Source organism: Agromyces flavus (assembly GCF_900104685.1).
GTDB classification, from domain to species: Bacteria; Actinomycetota; Actinomycetes; order Actinomycetales; family Microbacteriaceae; genus Agromyces; species Agromyces flavus.
Window position 1 is genome coordinate 1568173 of record NZ_LT629755.1, and the last position, 17619, is coordinate 1585791.

A 17619-nucleotide genomic window follows, 5' to 3' on the forward strand; every position below is an offset into this window, starting at 1 on the left:
GCGACCCTCATGGCCGCGGATGTCTCGGGGCGGGCCGCCCGGCGGGGGCCCGCGTGGCGCCCTTCACGGCGCCCCGGTGCGTCGCGATCAGCGCGTCGTGCCGGCCACCTTCGGCAGCGCGCCGCCCGCGGCGGCGTTGCGGTCGGGGCGGAAGTTGTGGAAGTCGACGCCGGGGATGCCCTGCACGAGGTCGATCTCGTCCTCGATGCGAGCAGCCTCCCATTCCTCGGGGCCGACGAGCGGCAGACGCACCCGCGGGCTCCCGATCCGGCCGAGGCCGTGCAGGATGTACTTCGCCGCCACCGTACCCGGCACGTGCGTCATGACCGCGCGGACCAGCGGCTCGAGCCGCTGGTGCTCGGCCGTGGCCGTGGTCAGGTCGCCCGCGTTCACGGCGTCGACGATCGTGCGGTACGGCGCCGGGGCGATGTTCGCGGTGACGCCGATGAGACCGGTCGCGCCGATGGCGAGGTGCGGCAGCACGTTCGCGTCGTCGCCCGAGAAGTACATGAGGTCGGTCTGGTTGAGCACGCGGCTGACCTCGGAGAAGTCGCCCTTGGCGTCCTTGACCGCGAGGATGTTGGGGTGCTTCGCGAGGCGCAGGATCGTCTCGTACATGATCGGCACGCCCGTGCGCCCCGGGATGTCGTAGAGGATGACCGGCAGGTCCGTGGCATCCGCCACCAGCCTGAAGTGCGTGAGGATGCCCGCCTGCGTGGGCTTGTTGTAGTACGGCGTGACGATCATGATGCCGTCGGCACCGGCCTGCTCGCTGTGCTTGTACAGCTCGATCGCGTGCGCGGTCTCGTTCGAACCGCCGCCCGTGATGATCTTCGCGCGGCCGCCCGCGACATCCTTGCCGACCTCGACGAGCCGGATCTTCTCGGGGTCGGTGAGCGTCGACGTCTCGCCCGTCGTGCCCGTCACGACGATGCCGTCGGCGCCTGCGTCGATGACGTCGTCGATGTGCTTCTCGACCCCGGGCCAATCGACCTCGCCGTCCGCCGTCATGGGCGTGACGAGCGCGACCAGCACCTGTCCGAAGGGGTTCTCAGCACTCACGCACTACAGGGTATCGGTATGGGCGGATGCCGCACCGCTCCGCGGATCGCATCGCTCCCACTGGCGCCTCGCGGCCCGCACGTCGACCACTGCCCGATTGCCCGCCGAAGGATGCCGCGACCAATGCAGCCGAACGGTCCCCAACCCGCGCTCGAGCTCCCGGGCCGTCGCATTCGCCGGCATCTCGACGTGGAGGACGCCGTCGTCCGCGATGGGTTCGCCATGGAAGCGGAGTGCGCTGGCACATGCGAGACGGCCGCCGATGCGGCACGCCTGCATGGCGTCGATCTGCGTGCCCGGCAGGGCGTACCAGGCCTGCCGGACCCGGATCAGATCGCCGTATGCGACGAGGATGCGTACCATCTGGTCGTCGAGCCCCATTCGCCGCAGGTCGGAGCGTCGTGCGATCCCGCCGAGGGCGGCGACGTCCCGCGCATACTTCATGGGACGAGCCTCACCGATGCGATCCCGAAGGGATGCGCGCGCGAACGATTCCGCAGGTTCCGACGCGGTGCGCCATCTGTGGAGGACAGGCCCCGCCCGAGATCGATCACCCGCTCACCGGATCATCGTGATCCTCAGCCGGCCTCCTGAATCCAAGGACGCCACACGAGCCCCATCGCCCCGTCCCCTCGCCGCACCTCCTGAAACGAAGGACAGGACGCCCGGGCGAGCCCACAGGCCCCCGACGCCCCACTCCCCGAACCTCCTGAAACGAAGGACGGACGCCCGGGCGAGCCCACAGGCCCCCGACGCCCCACTCCCCGAACCTCCTGAAACGAAGAACGGACGCCCGGGCGAGCCCACAGGCCCCCGACGCCCCACTCCCCGAACCTCCTGAAACGAAGAACGGACGCCCGGGCGAGCCCACAGGCCCCCGACGCCCCACTCCCCGAACCTCCTGAAACGAAGAACGGACGCCCGGGCGAGCCCACAGGCCCCCGACGCCCCACTCCCCGAACCTCCTGAAACGAAGAACGGACGCCAGGCGAGCCCACAGGCCCCCGACGCCCCACTCCCCGAACCTCCTGAAACGAAGAACGGACGCCCGGGCGAGCCCACAGGCCCCCGACGCCCCACTCCCCGAACCTCCTGAAACGAAGAACGGACGCCCGGGCGAGCCCACAGGCCCCCGACGCCCCACTCCCCGAACCTCCTGAAACGAAGAACGGACGCCAGGCGAGCCCACAGGCCCCCGACGCCCCCACTCCCCGAACCTCCTGAAACGAAGAACGGACGCCCGGGCGAGCCCACAGGCCCCCGACGCCCCACTCCCCGAACCTCCTGAAACGAAGAACGGACGCCAGGCGAGCCCACAGGCCTCCGACGCCCCCACTCCCCGAACCTCCTGAAACGAAGAACGGACGCCAGGCGAGCCCACAGGCCCCCGACGCCCCACTCCCCAACCTCCTGAAACGAAGGACGGGACGCCGCACGGTGCGCCGACCACCGAGCCGAGCGAATGCGAGGGCTCGGTGTGGAGACAGCGTCCTTGTTTTCAGGAGTGGCGCAACTGGGAAGCATGAGCTCGCGACCGAGACCACGCGGTTCGCCGGAGGATCGTCCCGGGTCGGGCGGCGATCAGGATGAGTGACGGGAGAAGACGACGGTGCGGTAGCGGATTCCGGTACGGGACGCGTGCCATCCCTCGGGCGGATCGACGGCGACGACGCGCCAGTCGGAGCCGTGCTCGGGCGCGAAGGTGTCGCCCTCGACGTCGAGGTCGAGTTCGGTGATGACGAGGCGATCGGCCCGGTCGATCGTCCGCGCGAAGAGCTCGGCGCCGCCGATGACCCAGATCCAGTCATCGGCATCGGATGCCGCGAGCGCGAGCGCCTCGTCGACGGACCCGGCACGCACCGCGCCCTCCCCCGCCCAAACGGCCTGGCGTGTCACGACGATGTTGGCGCGGCCGGGCAGCGGGCGGAATCGCGGCGGAAGCGACTCCCACGTGCGGCGACCCATCACGACGGGTGCACCATGCGTCGTGCGCTTGAAGTGCGCGAGGTCCTCGGGGACGTGCCAGGGCATGGTGCCGCCTGCCCCGATCACGCCGCCGCGCGCCTCGGCCCAGATCAGCCCGATTCGGGGCGCCGCGTCATCGGCCCGGTCGGGGCTCATACGGCGACGGCCGCGCGGATGGCGGGGTGGTGCTCGTAGCCGACGACCTCGAAGTCCTCGAACCGGTAGTCGTCGATCGAGTCGGGGCGGCGCGCCAGGCGCAGGGTCGGGTACGCGTACGGCTCGCGCGACAGCTGCTCGGTCACCTGCTCGACGTGGTTGTCGTAGATGTGGCAGTCGCCGCCGGTCCAGACGAAGTCGCCGACCTCGAGCCCGGCCTGCTGGGCGATCAGGTGCGTGAGCAGGGCGTACGAGGCGATGTTGAACGGGACGCCGAGGAACAGGTCGGCGCTGCGCTGGTACAGCTGGCACGACAGCCGCCCGTCGGCGACATGGAACTGGAACAGCGCGTGGCACGGGGCGAGCGCCATGTCGGGGATGTCGGCCGGGTTCCACGCCGACACGATGAGCCGACGCGAGTCGGGATTCGTGCGGATCTGCTCGATGACCTGAGCGATCTGGTCGATCTGCTCGCCCGACGGCGTGGGCCACGACCGCCATTGCACGCCGTAGACGGGGCCGAGTTCGCCCTTGGCGTCGGCCCACTCGTCCCAGATGGTCACGCCGTGCTCCTGCAGCCAGCGCACGTTCGACTCGCCGCGCAGGAACCACAGCAGCTCGTACGCGATGGACTTGAAATGCACGCGCTTCGTCGTGATGAGCGGGAAGCCCTGTGACAGGTCGAACCGGATCTGCCGGCCGAACACGCTGCGGGTGCCGGTCCCGGTGCGGTCGGACTTCGGCGTGCCGTGCTCGAGCACGTCGCGGAGCAGGTCTTCGTACGGGGTGGGGATCGCGCTGGCCACGGCGTCAAGGCTACGCCCGGCCGACGGCGTCGACGACAGGCGCGCCCCGTCACCCGGCGTCACAACGGGGCGGGCGGATCCGGGGCGCGCGTAGCATCCGCAGCATGGATGTCCTTGCCGCGCTCGTGGCCGGAGTGGGGCTGCCGCTCGCGGCGCTCGCAGCCGGGTTCGCGTGGAAGTCGCGCGACGGGCGCGTTCGCCGGGTCACCGGCGAGCCGCCGTCGACCGCGTCCGTCGCACGCCGGGACGCCGCGGACCTGGGCCTCGGCGGCGATCGGCTCGGCGCCGAGGCGACGCTCGTGCAGTTCTCCACCGAATTCTGCAGCCGGTGCCCCTCGACGGCCAAGGCCCTCGAGGACCTGGCCCGCGGGTACGAGGGCGTGCGCCATGTGGAGGTCGACCTCACGCGCGACCCTGCGCTCGCAGATCGGTTCCGCGTGACGCAGACGCCGACCGTCCTCGTGCTCGACGCCGACGGCCGTGCCGCGGGGCGCATCGCCGGCGTCCCGCGCACCGCGGAGCTCCGCCGACTCATCGACGACCTGACCGGGAGGAACCGTGTCGCCCACCACGCCTGAACGCGCGCGCTCGGGGATCGACGCGCGTGGTCCGCGCTTCACGGCGGCGATCACCGCCGTGCTGCTCCTCGCGACGGCCGTCCTCGGCTTCGGCGGGCTCGATCTCGCCGCCCTCCTCCTGCTCACGGCGATCACGGCCGTCTTCGCGTGGAGCGCGGTCGCCGGCGTGGCCCGCAATCCGTTCGGGCTGGTCTTCCGCGCGCTCATCCGTCCGCGGCTCGCGCCGCCGTCCGAGCTCGAGGACCCCCGCCCTCCGACGTTCGCGCAGCTGGTGGGTTTCCTCGTCACCGGAACGGGCGTGGTGCTGGGGCTCGTCGGCGTCACCGCCGCGGTGCCGATCGCGGCCGCGCTCGCGTTCGTCGCCGCGTTCCTCAACGCCGCGTTCGGCTTCTGCCTCGGCTGCCAGCTCTACCTGCTGCTCGTCAGGGCGCGCGTCATCCGCGCCGCCTGACCGGAGGTACCGAGGCGCCGCCTCCGCCCGGCCAGACGCGCACTTCCGACGCCTCCCGCGCGCGACATCCGCTCGCTAGGCTGAAGGCCCCGACTCGAGGAGGAGAAGCCGAATGGCACTGACGAGCGAATCGACCACCGTCTGGACCGGCACCCTGTTCGAAGGATCGGGCCACACGCGCCTGGACTCGTCCAAGGTCGCGGAGTTCGACCTCGACTGGAAGGCACGCGCCGAGGGCGAGGCCGGGGTCACGAACCCCGAGGAACTGCTCGCCGCCGCCCATTCCGCGTGCTTCTCGATGGCCTTCTCGCTCGCGCTGGCCGAGGCCGGGTATCCGCCCGAGAGCATCCAGGCCACGGCCGCCGTGACGTTCCAGCCGGGTGAGGGCGTGACCGGCAGCCACCTGCTCGTGAGCGGCCGCGTCCCGGGGATCAGCGAGGCGGAGTTCGAGCGCCTCGCCGACGAGGCGAAGACGAACTGCCCGATCTCGAAGGCGCTCGGCGGCACCCCCATCACCATCGAAGCCGAGCTCGCCTAGCAGTGCGCGTCCTCGTCGCCGGCGCCTCCGGCTTCATCGGCACCGCGGTCACCTCGCGACTCGTCGAGGAGGGCCACGAGGTGCTGCGCCTCGTGCGGCGTCGCGCGCACGCGCACGACGAGGTGAGCTGGTCACCAGCGTCCGGCATCATCGACTTCACCGTCATGGACCGCGTCGACGCGGTCCTCAACCTCTCCGGCGCCTCGCTCACCCGGTTGCCGTGGACTCGCCGCTACCGCGACGAGATCCTCGAATCGCGCGTGGCGGCAACGCGAACGCTCGCCGACGCGATGCGGAAGGCCTCGTCGCCACCGGAGGCGTTCCTGAGCGGTTCGGCTGTGGGCATCTACGGCGACCGGCCGGGTGAGCTGCTCACCGAGCACTCGGTGCCCGGACGGGGATTCCTCGCCGACGTGGTCGGGCGATGGGAGGCCGCCGCGCAGCTCGCACCCCACGAGACCCGCACCGTCCTGCTGCGAACGGGCATCATCGTCGGCCCCGGCGGCGCGTTCAAGCCCATCACGCGGCTGACCAGGACCGGGGCCTCAGGGCGTCTCTCCACGGGCGGGCAGCACTGGCCCTGGATCGCGCTCGACGACGAGGTCGGCGCGATCGTGCACCTGCTCGGCTCGTCGATCTCGGGCCCCGTCAATCTCGTCGGCCCCACACCGGCGACCGCCGACCGCATCATGTCCGCCGTCGCCGAGCGCCTGCATCGCCCGTACGCGTTCCAGGTCCCCGCGCCGCTGCTCAAGCTCGGTCTCGGCGCGGCCGCCGAGGACCTGCTGCTGTCGAGCCAGAAGGTCCGCCCGCAGCGGCTCATCGACGACGGCTACCGCTTCGCGCACCCGACGGTCGAGGCGGCGCTCGACGCGATGTTCAACGTCGAGTCCGCTCCAGTTCGATAGCCGTCCGCACCGCGCGTCGGGCGCGACGTCGGTCGCCCGCCGCGTCGTACGCCAGGCCGAGCCGCATCCATGCGCGCCACGACTCGGGCTCGGCTTCGACGGCCTCACGGAACCGGGGGAACGCGGCATCAGCCGCCGCCCGATCGGCTCGGCCGCTCGGACGCACGGGGAGCCCGAGATCGAGCGCGCCCTCGGCGCCGAGTCGTTCGACCAGGAGCTGCGACCGCATCCCGAACTGCAGTTCGCGCCAGATGCCCCAGGCCGCCAGCAGGGGCAGGACGATCAGCGCCACGCCCAGCACGACCGCGATCGGCTCGCCCGTCTGGACGAATTGCACCGCGCGCCATCCCACGAGCACGAGGTAGAGCGCGAGCAGCACCGCCATGACGACGGCGCCGACCTTGGCGCCGCTCATCGCGTCCCGGGCAGGTGGAGACCGAGGAGGGCGTCGAGTCCGACGGTCACGCCTTCGGCGGTCGCCGCCCGTCGCAGCGCGAGGAGGATGCCCTTCTCATACGCGGTGGGCGCGATGGTCGTGTGCTGGATGGTGAGGGTCTCGCCCTCCCCGCCGAGCACGACGCGCTGGTCGGCGAGCAGTCCTGCCATCCGCATGCTGTGCACGGGAACGCCCGACACGAGCTGACCGCGCGCACGCTGGTCGGCGTGCGGAGCCGCCACCGGGCCGTCCTCGCCGCGTGCGGCGGCGATGAGCTCGGCGGTGCGCACCGCGGTACCGGAAGGCGAGTCGACCTTGCCGGCGTGATGGGCCTCGACGATCTCGATGGAGTCGAAGTGGTCGGCCGCGAGCGCCGCGAACGCCGAGCCGAGCACGCTCCCGACGGAGAAGTTGGGGACGAAGATCACGCCGGGCGCATCGTCGAGGTCGCGCAGTCGCCGCTCGACGTCGGCGATGCGTTCGCGCGACCATCCCGACGTGCCGACGACCACCGCCATGCCCGCGTCGATCGCGGCCTCGACGATCGCCGGGCTCGCCGCCGGATGCGTCACGTCGAGCACGACGTCGGCGCCTTCGAGTTCGTCGAGGTTCGACCTCGAGTCGAGCCCTGCGTGGAGTTCGAGGTCGTCGGCCTCGTCGATCAACCGCGCGGCGAGGCGCCCCATCTTCCCCGTGGCTCCGGCCACCGCGACCCTGATCGTCACGACGCCAACCCTAGCAACCGGGCCGGATGGCGCCCCGCGCCGTCCCCTCTACGCTGGAACGCATGCTGCGCTTCCGCGATGCCTCCGTGACCGACCCCGACGCGCACCGCCTGCTCGACGACTACTTCGCCGAGCGCGCCGCCGGGTTCCCCGCGGAACAGGGCGAGTACCGGCCGACGTGGCCCGACGCTGCCCAGTTCACGCCGCCGGCCGGCGTGTTCCTGGTGCTCGAGGACGACGAGGGGCGTGCGGTCGGCTGCGGCGGCGTCCGGCGCATCCAGCGTTCCCCCGAGCATCGCATCAGGTTCGAGGTCAAGCACCTGTGGCTCGCGCCAGAGGGCCGCGGGCACGGCGAGGGACGCCGACTGCTCCAGGAGCTCGAGCGGCGCGCGGCCGAGTTCGGCGCCGAGGAGGTCGTGCTGGACACGAACGCGAGCCTCGAGGCCGCAGGCGGGCTCTACCGGTCGAGCGGCTACGTCGAGATCGAGCCGTACAACGCGAACCCGAACGCGACGCACTGGTACGGCAAGCAGATGTGAGAGCCGGTGGGCGGCCGCTCGACTCAGAACGCGAACGGCTCGGGCAGGCCCGTGCGCAGCTCGGGCGGAAGGTGCGCGAGGTCGTTGTGCACGAGCAGCGTCCACGGTCGTCCGGGGGCGCGCTGCGTCAGCACGGTGAGGCCGCAGTTCGCCTGGTTGATGGTCGCCCACCGCCACTCCGGCGCGCCCAGTACCTCGCGCACGAACCATCCGATCACGAAGTTGTGCGTGATGAGCAGGTCGTGCCGGTCCTCGCGATGCGAGCGCAGGAACTCGGCGTTGGCGTCGGCCATCTGCGCGCGGCCGGCCTCGAAGTCGAGCTCGGTGAACGACCCGAAGAACGGCGCGTAGGCCGAGGGGGTCTCGGGGGCCGGACCGGAGGGCACGCAGTCGAAGAGCAGGGCGGACGGCTCGGGCTCGAGCGCCGGCATCTTCGTCGCGATGATGTCGGCCGTCTCGGCCGCACGCTGCAGCGGCGAGTGGTAGGCCGCGTCGAAGGGGATTCCGCCGAGGCGCTCGCCGAGCAGCTCGGCCTGGCGCCGGCCGCGCGGTGAGAGCCCGCCGTCGCGCATCCCGTGCTCGGCATCGATCTGCTCGCCATGGCGGACGAGGTACAGGTGGTGGGGCACGTCGTGTCCTGGTTCGGGGTCGGGCGTCGCTCAGGCGACGTCGGTGCGGGGTTCGGATGCGTCGACGACCGAGCGGAACGCGCTCTGCTCGACCGGGCCGACGGCCACGAGCGAGAAGGGCCGGTCCGCGAGGTCGGCGGCGAGCGCCTGCACGTCGTCGACGGTGACGCGTGCGACGCGGCGGAGCGCCTCGTCGAGGTCGGCGAACTCGCCGAGCGCGAGTTCGGCGCGGCCGAGTCGCGACATCCGCGTGTCACTGTCCTCGAGCGCCAGCGCGGACGCGCCGCCGAGGTAGCCCGCCGCTCGCGCGAGCTCGTCGGCGGTCACGCCGTGGTGGGCGAGGCGTTCGAGCTCGGTGCGCAGGAGCGCGGCGACGGTGGGCGCGTTCTTGGGGGCGCATCCGGCGTACATGCCGAACACGCCCGCGTCGGAGTAGCCGGGAGCGAAGGAGTACACGGAATAGGCCAGGCCGCGGCGCTCGCGGATCTGCTGGAACAGGCGCGACGACATCCCGGCGCCGAAGACGGTGTTGAGCACGCTCAGCACCGCGCGGCGCTCGTCGGTCGCCACGAGCCCGGGCACGCCGAGCACGAGGTTCACCTGCTCCCCCGGCCGCTCGACGACGGTCAGCGGGGACGTGCCGTCGAGGAGCGGGGTCTCCGTCGGACGCCGTTCCACGGGTGCGGCGGGCTGGTCGAGCTGCCATCCGGCCCCGCCGAGCGCGGCGGTCAGCCCCGCGACGAGGTCGTCGTGGTCGACGGCGCCGGCTGCCGTGACGACGAGGTCGTTGGGCCGGTAGTTCGCACGGTAGTGCTCCCATACCGCGTCACGCGTCGCGGCGTCGATCGCGGCCGGGTCGCCGCCGATGGGCCGGGCGAGCGGATGGCTCCCCAGCACGGCTTCGAAGAAGCGCTCGTTCGCGACATCCGCCGGGTCGTCGCCGGCCATGGCCAGCTCCTCGAGGATGACGCGGCGCTCGCTCTCGAACTCCTCGGGATCGAGCACCGAGGAGGTGAACATGTCGGCGAGGACCTCGACCGCCATCGCGAGGTCGCGGTCCTGGACCTTGGCGTAGTAGCAGGTGTACTCCTTGGCCGTGACGGCGTTGTGCTCGCCGCCCACCGCGTCGAAGGAGACCGCGATGTCGAGGGCGCTGCGCGTCTCGGTGCCCTTGAAGAGCAGGTGCTCGAGGAAGTGCGTGGAGCCGTGCGTGGCCGGATGACCGCTTCCGGCCGCATGTTCGTCGCGTGAGCCGACGGCGACCCAGAACCCGATCGTCGCGCTCCGGCTGCCCGGGACGCGCTCGGTGAGCACGCGGATGCCGGACGGCAGCACGGATCGACGGACGAGGGTGTCGCCGGCGGCTCGGAACTCCAGCTCGGGTTGGCCCAAGGGCAGTTCGACGGCGCCGTTCACGCGCTCCAGCCTATGCCACCCGCCCGGGGGACGTCGGTCACGCGGAGGCGCGGTCGAGCTCGACGATCTCGGAGCGGTGCAGCACGAGGTTGGCGGCGGTGACGAGGGCGTCGACCTGCTCGGGACGGCTCGCGCTCGCGACCGGCGCGACGACCGTCGGCCGCGCCAGCAGCCACGCGATGGCGACCGCGGCCGGGACCGAGCCGTGCGCGGCGGCCACCTCGTCGAGCGCTCGCAGCACCCTGAGCCCGCGACGGCCGAGGTGACGCGCCTGGCGCTCGCCCCGAGCATCGCGGCGGATGTCGCTGCGTCGGCGCACGCCGCCGCCGAGGAATCCGTTCGCGAGCGCGACGTGGGGCAGCACGGCGAGGCCCTGCGCGTGCGCGACGAGCTCGGGCGCACCCTCGAAGGCGCGCCGCTCGAGGAGGTTGTACCGCGTGGTGAGCGCCTGGAACCGGGGCAGCCCGTTCGCGGCGAGCACGCGCGCCTCGATGAGCCGCTCGGGTGAGAAGTCCGACGCGCCGATCGCGAGCACCTTGCCCGCGCCGATGAGCGCGTCGACCGCCCCGAGGCTCTCTTCGAGCGGCACGGTCGGGTCGTCGCCGTGGAAGCACAGCAGGTCGATCCGGTCGGTTCCGAGCCGCGCGAGCGAGTCGTCGACCGCGGCCGCGATCGTGCGCGGTGCGAGGCCGCGGTGGTCGGGGTGCCGGCCGATCCTGGTGATCACGCGCATGCGGTCGCGGGCACCGCGTGAGGCCATCCAGTCGCCGAGGATGGATTCGCTGCGGCCGGCGGCGTAGCTGTCGGCCGTGTCGACGAGGTTGCCGCCGACGCCGGCGAATCGGTCGAGGATCTCGGCAGCGGCCTCGCGGCCGAGGGTCCACCCGAACGCGCCGGTGCCGAGCGCCAGCGGGTGCACGCCGAAGCCGGCATCGCCGAGCGGCTCGCGTCGCGGCACGGTGATCGGGCCGGAGAACGTGTTGGTCTCGATCTCCTCGGTCGTCGGCGTGCGCGCGCCGAACGACTCGGCCGCCTCGGCCTGCGCGGGCAGCTCGATCTCCACGGTCGCGGTTCGCGGGGCCGCCGTGGCCTCCGCGGCGCGCCGTGCACCGTACTGTGCGTGCTTCCGTGCCACGCCTCCTCCTCCCCAGGATTGGCATCGAGCGTATGCGCGCGCGGGAACCGGCTCGTGCCGGATCCGGTGAAGCGTTACCGAATCGTTGGTGAACAATCCTCGGCGAAGGGTGTGGCCCGGTCTATCGACCGACCTTGCCGAACAGTCCCGCGATCGGCGCGAGCACCGTCGGGCGGGCGGCGATCCATGCGGCCGCGATGACGACCATCGAGGCGACGAAGATCCAGAAGCCGAGCCACGTGTCGGCGTCCTGCGCGGCGAACATCGCGTTCAGGTTGCGGAGCGCGCCGGTCGTGAAGACGAGGGCGACGTGCACGACGATGAACGCCACGAAGTACAGCATGACCGGGAAGTGCACCGCACGGGCCCACTCGACTGGGTAGATCCGGTTGAGCGTCGGGGCGTCCTTCGGCCACAACCCCGACATCCGAACCCCGGTGATCGCGGCGAGCGGCGCCGCGATGAAGATCGTCGCGAAGTACGCGAGCACCTGGAGGCTGTTGTAGTTGACCCAGGCGTCTTCGAGCGGCCAGTCGAGCGAGAGGTACTGCAGGCCGGCCGAGATCGCGTTCGGCACGACCTCCCAGCTCGTCGGCACGACGCGCATCCACTGCCCGGTCGCGAACAGCAGCACGACGAAGACGAGGCCGTTCGCCAACCAGAGGATGTCGAGCGACTGGTGGAACCACAGGGTGAGGCTGATCCTCCGCCCTCCGCCCTTCGACCAGCGCGCGGTCCAGTACGCCGGTGGCCGCCGCTCGGTGCGCACCTGCAGGCCCGAGCGGATGATCAGCACGATGAGGAAGACGTTGAAGAAGTGCTGCCAGCCGAGCCACGCCGGCAGGCCCACGGGCGCACCCTCGGGCAGGGGCGTCTGGCCGGGGTAGGTCGCCATGAAGTCCTGCATGAAGTCCAGCCCGAGGAACCATCTCGTGAGCTGGACGACGATAGTGGCGGCGCCGATGATCGCGAGCACGCCGACGACGGTGGCGCCGACCCACTGCCTCGCCGTGAGCGGCCCGTACCGCCTCGGGCCTTCGCTGGAGGGTGCGCTGGGTGAGGCGGTCCGCGCCACCGGCTCCGAGGGTGCGGCGGGTCGAATCGGCGCTTCCGCCGCCGTCGGCTCGGCTGCGGCAGGCGGGGTCGCGGGCGCCGGTGCCGCGGGCAGGGTTGCGGGCGCCCCTGCCGCCGGCGGCGAAACGAGGGCCTCGGCAGGCGGTACGGATGCCGCGACCGGCGCCGCGGGCACGGGCTCGACCCGCGGCGCGGATGCCGGCGGCGGCGACGCCGGCACGGCGGTCTCGGCGGCTGGTGCGACCGCCGACGCCGGCGGCCACGGGTCTCCCCCGGCGACCCGCGGGAGCCCCCGGCGAAGTCCGCTACCGGTCGCCGTCGCCGACGCCGCGGCGGGTGCTGCGTTGGCCGGGGCCGGGGCCGGCGCCCGCTCCACGACCGGGGACGCCGGCGCAGCCGCCGGCCAAGTGGGAGCGGCGGGCGGTGCAGCGGTCGCAACATCCGTGGCCGCAACGCTCGCACCAGCGTTCGCGTCCATGACCTCGGGCCACGAGCGGCCGCCCCGGACGCGCGGGAGTCCGCTGCGGAGCCGGCGAACGGACGCCGACGCGGCGGGCACCACGTCGGAGGCCACCGTGGACGACGCGCCCGGCGTCTCCGCCGTCACCACCGAAGCCGCCGATGCTGCAGCGGCCGGCGCCGAACCCGTCGGCGCCGACGAGGCGGATCCTGAGGGGCTCGCCGACACTCGCGCCGCCGGCTCGGCCGGCGCTTCGCCCGACGGGGCGACGAAGTCGCCGGGCGCTTCGACCGCCGGCGGCCAGGGTTCGCCGCCGCGCCGTCGAGGCAGTCCCCTGCGCAGGTTCCGCACCGCAGCCACGGGTCAGCGCTTCCGTTCGACGAGCGCGCTGATCAGTTGCGGGACCACGGTGAAGACGTCGCCGACGACGCCGAAGTCGGCGACCTCGAAGATCGGCGCGTCGGGGTCCTTGTTGATCGCGACGATGTTCTTGGCCGTCTGCATCCCGGCCTTGTGCTGGATCGCACCCGAGATGCCGAGGGCGACGTAGAGCTGCGGCGAGACGGAGACGCCGGTCTGGCCGACCTGGTGGTTCGCCGGAACGTAGCCGGCGTCGACCGCCGCGCGCGACGCGCCGACGGCAGCGCCCAGCACGTCGGCGAGCTCCTCGACGAGCGCGAACTTCTCGGCCGAGCCGAGGCCGCGACCGCCCGAGACGACCCGCTTGGCTCCCCGCAGCTCGGGCCGGCTGGACGTCTCGGTCACGGCCTCGACGGACTCGATGGCGGCCGACGCCGCACCCGAGGCCGGCACGTCGAGCAACTCGAGCGCGACGGGCCGCGCTTCGACGCGCGCGTCGATGGCGCCCTGCCGCACGGTGACGACGAGCGGTCCGAAGGTGGCCGCCGAGTCGACGTTGTACGCGCCGCCGTACACGGAGTGGTGCGCGACGACGCCCTCCTCATCGCGCGAGACGCCGATCGCGTCGACCGCGATGGGCGCGCCGGTGCGAGCGGCGAATCGACCGGCGATGTCGCGACCATCGATCGAGTTCGAGACGAGGACCGCGTCGGGCGCGACGAGCGCCGCAGCCGCGGCGAGCGCGTCGACGTGCGGCACGGTGAGTTCGGACTGCGCGGCGGTCGTCTCGACGGCGAACACGCGCTCGGCTCCGAGCGCAGCCGCCTGCTCGGCGAGCGACCGCGACTGTCCGGGCGCGGTGACGGCGAGCGCCACGGGAGTGCCGATCCCGGAGGCGGCCGCGAGAAGGCCGCCGGCGCTCGTCGCAAGCTCGCCGCTCGGCGTCGCCTCGAGCACGACGAGGATGGGGTCTGCAGGGTAGTCGGTCATCGTCGTCCTCTCAGACCAGCCGGTTCTCGATCAGGAACTCGGCGATCCTCGTGCCGCCGTCGCCGTCGTCGGTGATCTTGACGCCGGCCGACCGCGGGGGCTTCTCGGCGATGGCGGTCATGATCGACCACGGTACCGAGAGGTCCTCGGGGTCGATGCCGAGGTCGGCGGCGCTCACGGTCTCGAACGGCTTCTTCTTCGCGGCCATGATGCCCTTGAAGTTGGGGAAGCGGGCGTCGGGAAGCGACTCGGTGATCGAGATCACCGCCGGCAGCGGCGCACTCACGCGCATGGTGCCGCCGTCGATGCTGCGGGTTCCCGCCACCGAACCCTCTGCGATCTCGACGGATGCGAGGGCGGTCGCGTTCGGCACCTCGAGCAGCTCGGCGAGCATGGCGGGCATCACGCCGCCGCTGCCGTCGGTCGAGAGGTTGCCGGTGATGACGAGGTCGAATCCGGTGCGTCGGATGGCTGCGGCGAGGGTGCGCGCGGTGAGGCCCAGGTCGGCGGCGGCGAGGCCCGGGTCGGCGATGTGCACGGCCGACGCGGCTCCCATGGCCAGTCCCTTGCGGATCGTCGTCGCGGCGCCGTCGGCTGCCATCGACATGACGACCACCTCGGTTCCGTCGTGCGCGTCTGAATAGGAGAGCGCGACCTCGAGGGCCCGCTCGCCGATCTCGTCGAGCACCGCCTCGCTCGCGGCGCGATCGGCGAGCCCGGTATCGAGGTCGAGCTTGCGCTCCCCGTACGTGTCGGGGACCTCCTTCACGAGGACGATGATCTTCATCGGGCCCGAGTCCTTTCCCATGTTCGGCGAGCCGAGGGGCTCACCGGAATCCTGTCAGTCGAGGCGTGCCCGTCGCACGACCGCCTCGGCCTGGTGCATGAGCGGCGCGTCGACCATCTGCCCGCGGAAGGCGAACACGCCGTCGCGCTCGCGCACGGCCGCCTCGGCGAGCAGCGCCTGCGCCCATTCCAGTCGCTCGTCGCTCGGTGCGTACGCCGCCCGGACGACCTCGACCTGGCCGGGGTGCACGCACGCGGTGGCCGCGAAGCCGAGCGCGGCCGCATCCTCGGCCTCGTCGCGGAGGCCAGCGGCATCGGCGAGATCGAGGTGCACCGCGTCGATCGCCGCCACGCCGTGCGCCCCCGCCGCGAGCAGCACCTGCGACCGGGCGTGTCGCGCGAGATCTCGGTATCGCCCGTCGGGGTACCGGCTGGAGGAACCGCCGACCGAGGCGACGAGGTCCTCCGCGCCCCACATGAGCGCGGACACGATCGGCACCGACGCGATGTCGGACGCGGCGAGCACGCCGCGAGCGGTCTCGCACAGCGCGATGACCGCGAAGTCCTCGAGCGCGACCAGGTCTGCGGTGCCCTCGCACTTGGCGAGCATGACCGTGCGGTACGAGGTGCGCCGCAGCGCCGCGAGGTCGTCGGCGAGATGCGGCGTGGAGGCGGGGTTCACGCGCACGATGACGCGCGCGGGGTCGAGCGGGTTCGCCACGAGGGACTCGCGCGCCGCCGACTTCGCGACGTCGGCCACGGCGTCCTCGAGGTCGAGGATCACCGCGTCGGCGCGCTCGACCGCCTTGGCGTAGCGGTCGGGCCGGTCGGCCGGGCAGAAGAGCAGCGCGGGCCCGAAGGGGAACGGCGGATGCGTCATCCGTCGCCCCCTTCCGCCGCGACCGCGTTCGAGTGCCGCTCCCCCGCCTCGCGCGTCCAGACGAGCATGGTGCGCGACGCGGTGGCGACCACAACGCCGTCCTGGTTGCGCGCGGTGTGCGCGAGGACCACGATGCCTTCCCCGGGGCGCGACGACGACAGGCGCTTCGACTCCACGACGCTCTCACCGTAGAGCGTGTCGCCCACGAACACGGGGTTCGGGAACGCGACGGCCCCGAACCCGAGGTTCGCGACCAGGGTGCCCTGGGTGAGCTGGCCCACGGACTGGCCGACGAGCGTCGAGAGCGTGAAGAGCGAATTCACGAGGACCCGGCCGAACGGCTGCCGCGCGGACCACGCCGCATCGAGGTGCAGCGGCTGCGGGTTCATGGTGAGCGTGGTGAAGAGCACGTTGTCGGCCTCCGTCACCGTGCGCCCCGGACGGTGCAGGTAGCGCACGCCCCCCTCGAACTCCTCGAACCAGAGTCCGCGCTGAACGACCTCGCGCATGGGGGCATCCGTCATGACGCTCCTCCTCCCCGGCGGTCGAGCCGCCCTAGCCGGCGAGCCCGAGCTCGCGCGCGATGACCATGAGCTGCACCTCGTTGGTGCCCTCGCCGATCTCCAGGATCTTCGAATCACGGTAGTGCCGAGCCACGGTCGTCTCGTTCATGAAGCCCATGCCGCCGAAGATCTGGGTCGCGTCGCGCGCGTTCAGCATGGCGGCGTCGCTCGACACGAGCTTCGCGATCGCGGCCTCCTTCTTGAAGGGGAGGCCGGCGTCGGCACGCCGCGCCGCGTCGTGCCAGGCCAGGCGGGCGGTGTGCACCCGTGCCTGCATCCCGGCGATCGTGAAGGCGATGTACTGGTGGCTCGCGATGGGCACGCCGAAGACGTTGCGCGTCTTCGCGTAGGCCAAGGCCTCGTCGAGGCATCCCTGCGCCGCGCCCGTCGCGAGGGCGGCGATCGCGATGCGGCCCTCGTCGAGCGCCTGGAGGAAGTTGGCGAAGCCCCGGCCACGCGCGCCGAGCAGGTTGTCGGCCGGCACCCGGACGTCGTCGAAGGTCAGCGGGTGGGTGTCCGAGGCGCGCCAGCCGGACTTGTCGTAACCCGGCCCGACCGTGAACCCCGGCGTGCCGTTCGGCACGATGATCGTCGAGAGCTCCTTCGAGACGGAGCCGTCGGGGCGCGTCCGTTCCCCGGTCACCGCCGTGACGGTGACGAACGACGTGATCGGCGTGCCCGAGTTCGTGATGAACTGTTTCGATCCGTTCACGACCCACTCGTCGCCGTCGAGCACGGCCGTCGTGCGGGTGGCGCCGGCGTCGGACCCCGCCTCGGGCTCGGTGAGGCCGAAGCCGGCGAGCGCGCGCCCCGCCACCAAGTCGGGAAGGAACCGGGCCTTCTGCTCCTCGGTGCCGTGACGGAAGACGGGCATCGCGCCCAGGCCGACCCCGGCCTCGAGAGTGATCGCGATCGACTGGTCGACGCGCGCGAGCGCCTCGATCGCGAGGCACAGCGCCATGTAGTCGCCGCCCTGACCGCCGACCTCCTCGGGGAAGGGCAGTCCGAAGAGACCGAGCTCGCCCATCTGCGCGACGACGTCCATCGAGAGCTCGTGCGTGCGGTCGGCCTCATAGGCCTGCGGGGCGACGACGGTGTCGGCGAACTCGCAGACCATGTCGTAGAGCTGTTGTTCCTCATCGGTCAGGTCGTGCATGGTCTC

At 72.3% G+C, this 17619-nt stretch carries 20 protein-coding genes; 5 read left to right on the plus strand and 15 right to left on the minus strand.

Annotated features, from left to right (window positions below):
- Positions 1-87: 87 nt before the first annotated feature.
- The 4 genes from dapA to BLT99_RS07440 all read right to left on the minus strand — a co-directional run bounded on the left by dapA (position 88) and on the right by BLT99_RS07440 (position 3989).
- On the minus strand, positions 88-1062 hold the full coding sequence (gene dapA / locus BLT99_RS07425; protein ID WP_092670602.1) for a 4-hydroxy-tetrahydrodipicolinate synthase: 975 nt from the start codon (positions 1060-1062) through the stop codon (positions 88-90).
- Positions 1063-1065: 3 nt separating this feature from the next.
- Entirely contained in the window at positions 1066-1443 is a 378-nt protein-coding gene (locus tag BLT99_RS07430) for a hypothetical protein (RefSeq protein WP_133988561.1), read from the minus strand.
- A 1200-nt stretch (positions 1444-2643) separates the two neighbouring features.
- Positions 2644-3183 (minus strand): dihydrofolate reductase, encoded by a 540-nt coding sequence (locus tag BLT99_RS07435; protein ID WP_092670606.1) that lies wholly within the window; start codon positions 3181-3183, stop codon positions 2644-2646.
- The gene (locus BLT99_RS07440; RefSeq protein ID WP_092670608.1) at positions 3180-3989 is read right to left on the minus strand and encodes a thymidylate synthase; all 810 of its coding nucleotides are present in this window, start codon (positions 3987-3989) and stop codon (positions 3180-3182) included. The genes BLT99_RS07435 and BLT99_RS07440 overlap by 4 nt, the downstream gene beginning before the upstream one ends.
- Before the next feature lie 104 nt (positions 3990-4093).
- Between BLT99_RS07440 and BLT99_RS07445 the strand changes: the two genes are divergently transcribed.
- From BLT99_RS07445 to BLT99_RS07460, 4 genes are all read left to right on the plus strand, one after another.
- Complete coding sequence (locus tag BLT99_RS07445) at positions 4094-4567, plus strand: thioredoxin family protein (protein WP_092670610.1); 474 nt, start codon at positions 4094-4096, stop codon at positions 4565-4567.
- Positions 4548-5018 carry a DUF4395 domain-containing protein gene (locus tag BLT99_RS07450; protein ID WP_092670612.1) on the plus strand — a complete coding sequence of 157 codons (471 nt, stop codon included), beginning with the start codon at positions 4548-4550 and terminating at the stop codon, positions 5016-5018. The genes BLT99_RS07445 and BLT99_RS07450 overlap by 20 nt, the downstream gene beginning before the upstream one ends.
- 112 nt (positions 5019-5130) lie before the next feature.
- A complete protein-coding gene (locus tag BLT99_RS07455) occupies positions 5131-5556 on the plus strand; it encodes an OsmC family peroxiredoxin (protein ID WP_092670614.1) in 426 nt (141 codons plus the stop codon).
- 2 nt (positions 5557-5558) lie between these two features.
- Positions 5559-6464, plus strand: a complete 906-nt coding sequence (locus tag BLT99_RS07460; RefSeq protein WP_092670616.1) for a TIGR01777 family oxidoreductase — start codon at positions 5559-5561, stop codon at positions 6462-6464.
- On the opposite strand, the gene BLT99_RS07465 is transcribed toward BLT99_RS07460, so the two are convergent.
- Positions 6436-6879, minus strand: a complete 444-nt coding sequence (locus tag BLT99_RS07465; protein WP_092670618.1) for a hypothetical protein — start codon at positions 6877-6879, stop codon at positions 6436-6438. The genes BLT99_RS07460 and BLT99_RS07465 overlap by 29 nt on opposite strands.
- Entirely contained in the window at positions 6876-7625 is a 750-nt protein-coding gene (gene dapB / locus BLT99_RS07470; protein ID WP_092670620.1) for a 4-hydroxy-tetrahydrodipicolinate reductase, read from the minus strand. The genes BLT99_RS07465 and dapB overlap by 4 nt, the downstream gene beginning before the upstream one ends.
- Positions 7626-7687: 62 nt before the next feature.
- Here dapB and BLT99_RS07475 point away from each other — a divergent pair, with 62 nt between their 5' ends.
- Positions 7688-8164, plus strand: coding sequence for a GNAT family N-acetyltransferase (locus tag BLT99_RS07475; protein WP_092670622.1), 477 nt, complete (start codon positions 7688-7690; stop codon positions 8162-8164).
- A gap of 23 nt (positions 8165-8187) precedes the next feature.
- On the opposite strand, the gene BLT99_RS07480 is transcribed toward BLT99_RS07475, so the two are convergent.
- The 9 genes from BLT99_RS07480 to BLT99_RS07520 form a co-directional block, all read right to left on the minus strand.
- A complete protein-coding gene (locus BLT99_RS07480) occupies positions 8188-8793 on the minus strand; it encodes a histidine phosphatase family protein (RefSeq protein WP_092670624.1) in 606 nt (201 codons plus the stop codon).
- Positions 8794-8823: 30 nt separating this feature from the next.
- A complete protein-coding gene (locus BLT99_RS07485) occupies positions 8824-10209 on the minus strand; it encodes a M16 family metallopeptidase (RefSeq protein ID WP_092670626.1) in 1386 nt (461 codons plus the stop codon).
- Between the two features lie 37 nt (positions 10210-10246).
- The gene (locus BLT99_RS07490; RefSeq protein WP_229724772.1) at positions 10247-11344 is read right to left on the minus strand and encodes an aldo/keto reductase; all 1098 of its coding nucleotides are present in this window, start codon (positions 11342-11344) and stop codon (positions 10247-10249) included.
- 121 nt (positions 11345-11465) lie between these two features.
- Positions 11466-12419 (minus strand): cytochrome b/b6 domain-containing protein, encoded by a 954-nt coding sequence (locus BLT99_RS18015; RefSeq protein ID WP_231945700.1) that lies wholly within the window; start codon positions 12417-12419, stop codon positions 11466-11468.
- Positions 12420-13241: 822 nt separating this feature from the next.
- Positions 13242-14228, minus strand: a complete 987-nt coding sequence (locus BLT99_RS07500) for an electron transfer flavoprotein subunit alpha/FixB family protein (RefSeq protein WP_092670630.1) — start codon at positions 14226-14228, stop codon at positions 13242-13244.
- Positions 14229-14238: 10 nt separating this feature from the next.
- Positions 14239-15015 carry an electron transfer flavoprotein subunit beta/FixA family protein gene (locus BLT99_RS07505; RefSeq protein ID WP_092675818.1) on the minus strand — a complete coding sequence of 259 codons (777 nt, stop codon included), beginning with the start codon at positions 15013-15015 and terminating at the stop codon, positions 14239-14241.
- A 54-nt stretch (positions 15016-15069) separates the two neighbouring features.
- Positions 15070-15894 (minus strand): HpcH/HpaI aldolase/citrate lyase family protein, encoded by an 825-nt coding sequence (locus BLT99_RS07510; RefSeq protein WP_092670632.1) that lies wholly within the window; start codon positions 15892-15894, stop codon positions 15070-15072.
- Positions 15891-16418, minus strand: a complete 528-nt coding sequence (locus tag BLT99_RS07515) for a MaoC family dehydratase (protein ID WP_092670634.1) — start codon at positions 16416-16418, stop codon at positions 15891-15893. The genes BLT99_RS07510 and BLT99_RS07515 overlap by 4 nt, the downstream gene beginning before the upstream one ends.
- A gap of 31 nt (positions 16419-16449) precedes the next feature.
- The gene (locus tag BLT99_RS07520; RefSeq protein WP_092670636.1) at positions 16450-17613 is read right to left on the minus strand and encodes an acyl-CoA dehydrogenase family protein; all 1164 of its coding nucleotides are present in this window, start codon (positions 17611-17613) and stop codon (positions 16450-16452) included.
- Positions 17614-17619: the final 6 nt, after the last annotated feature.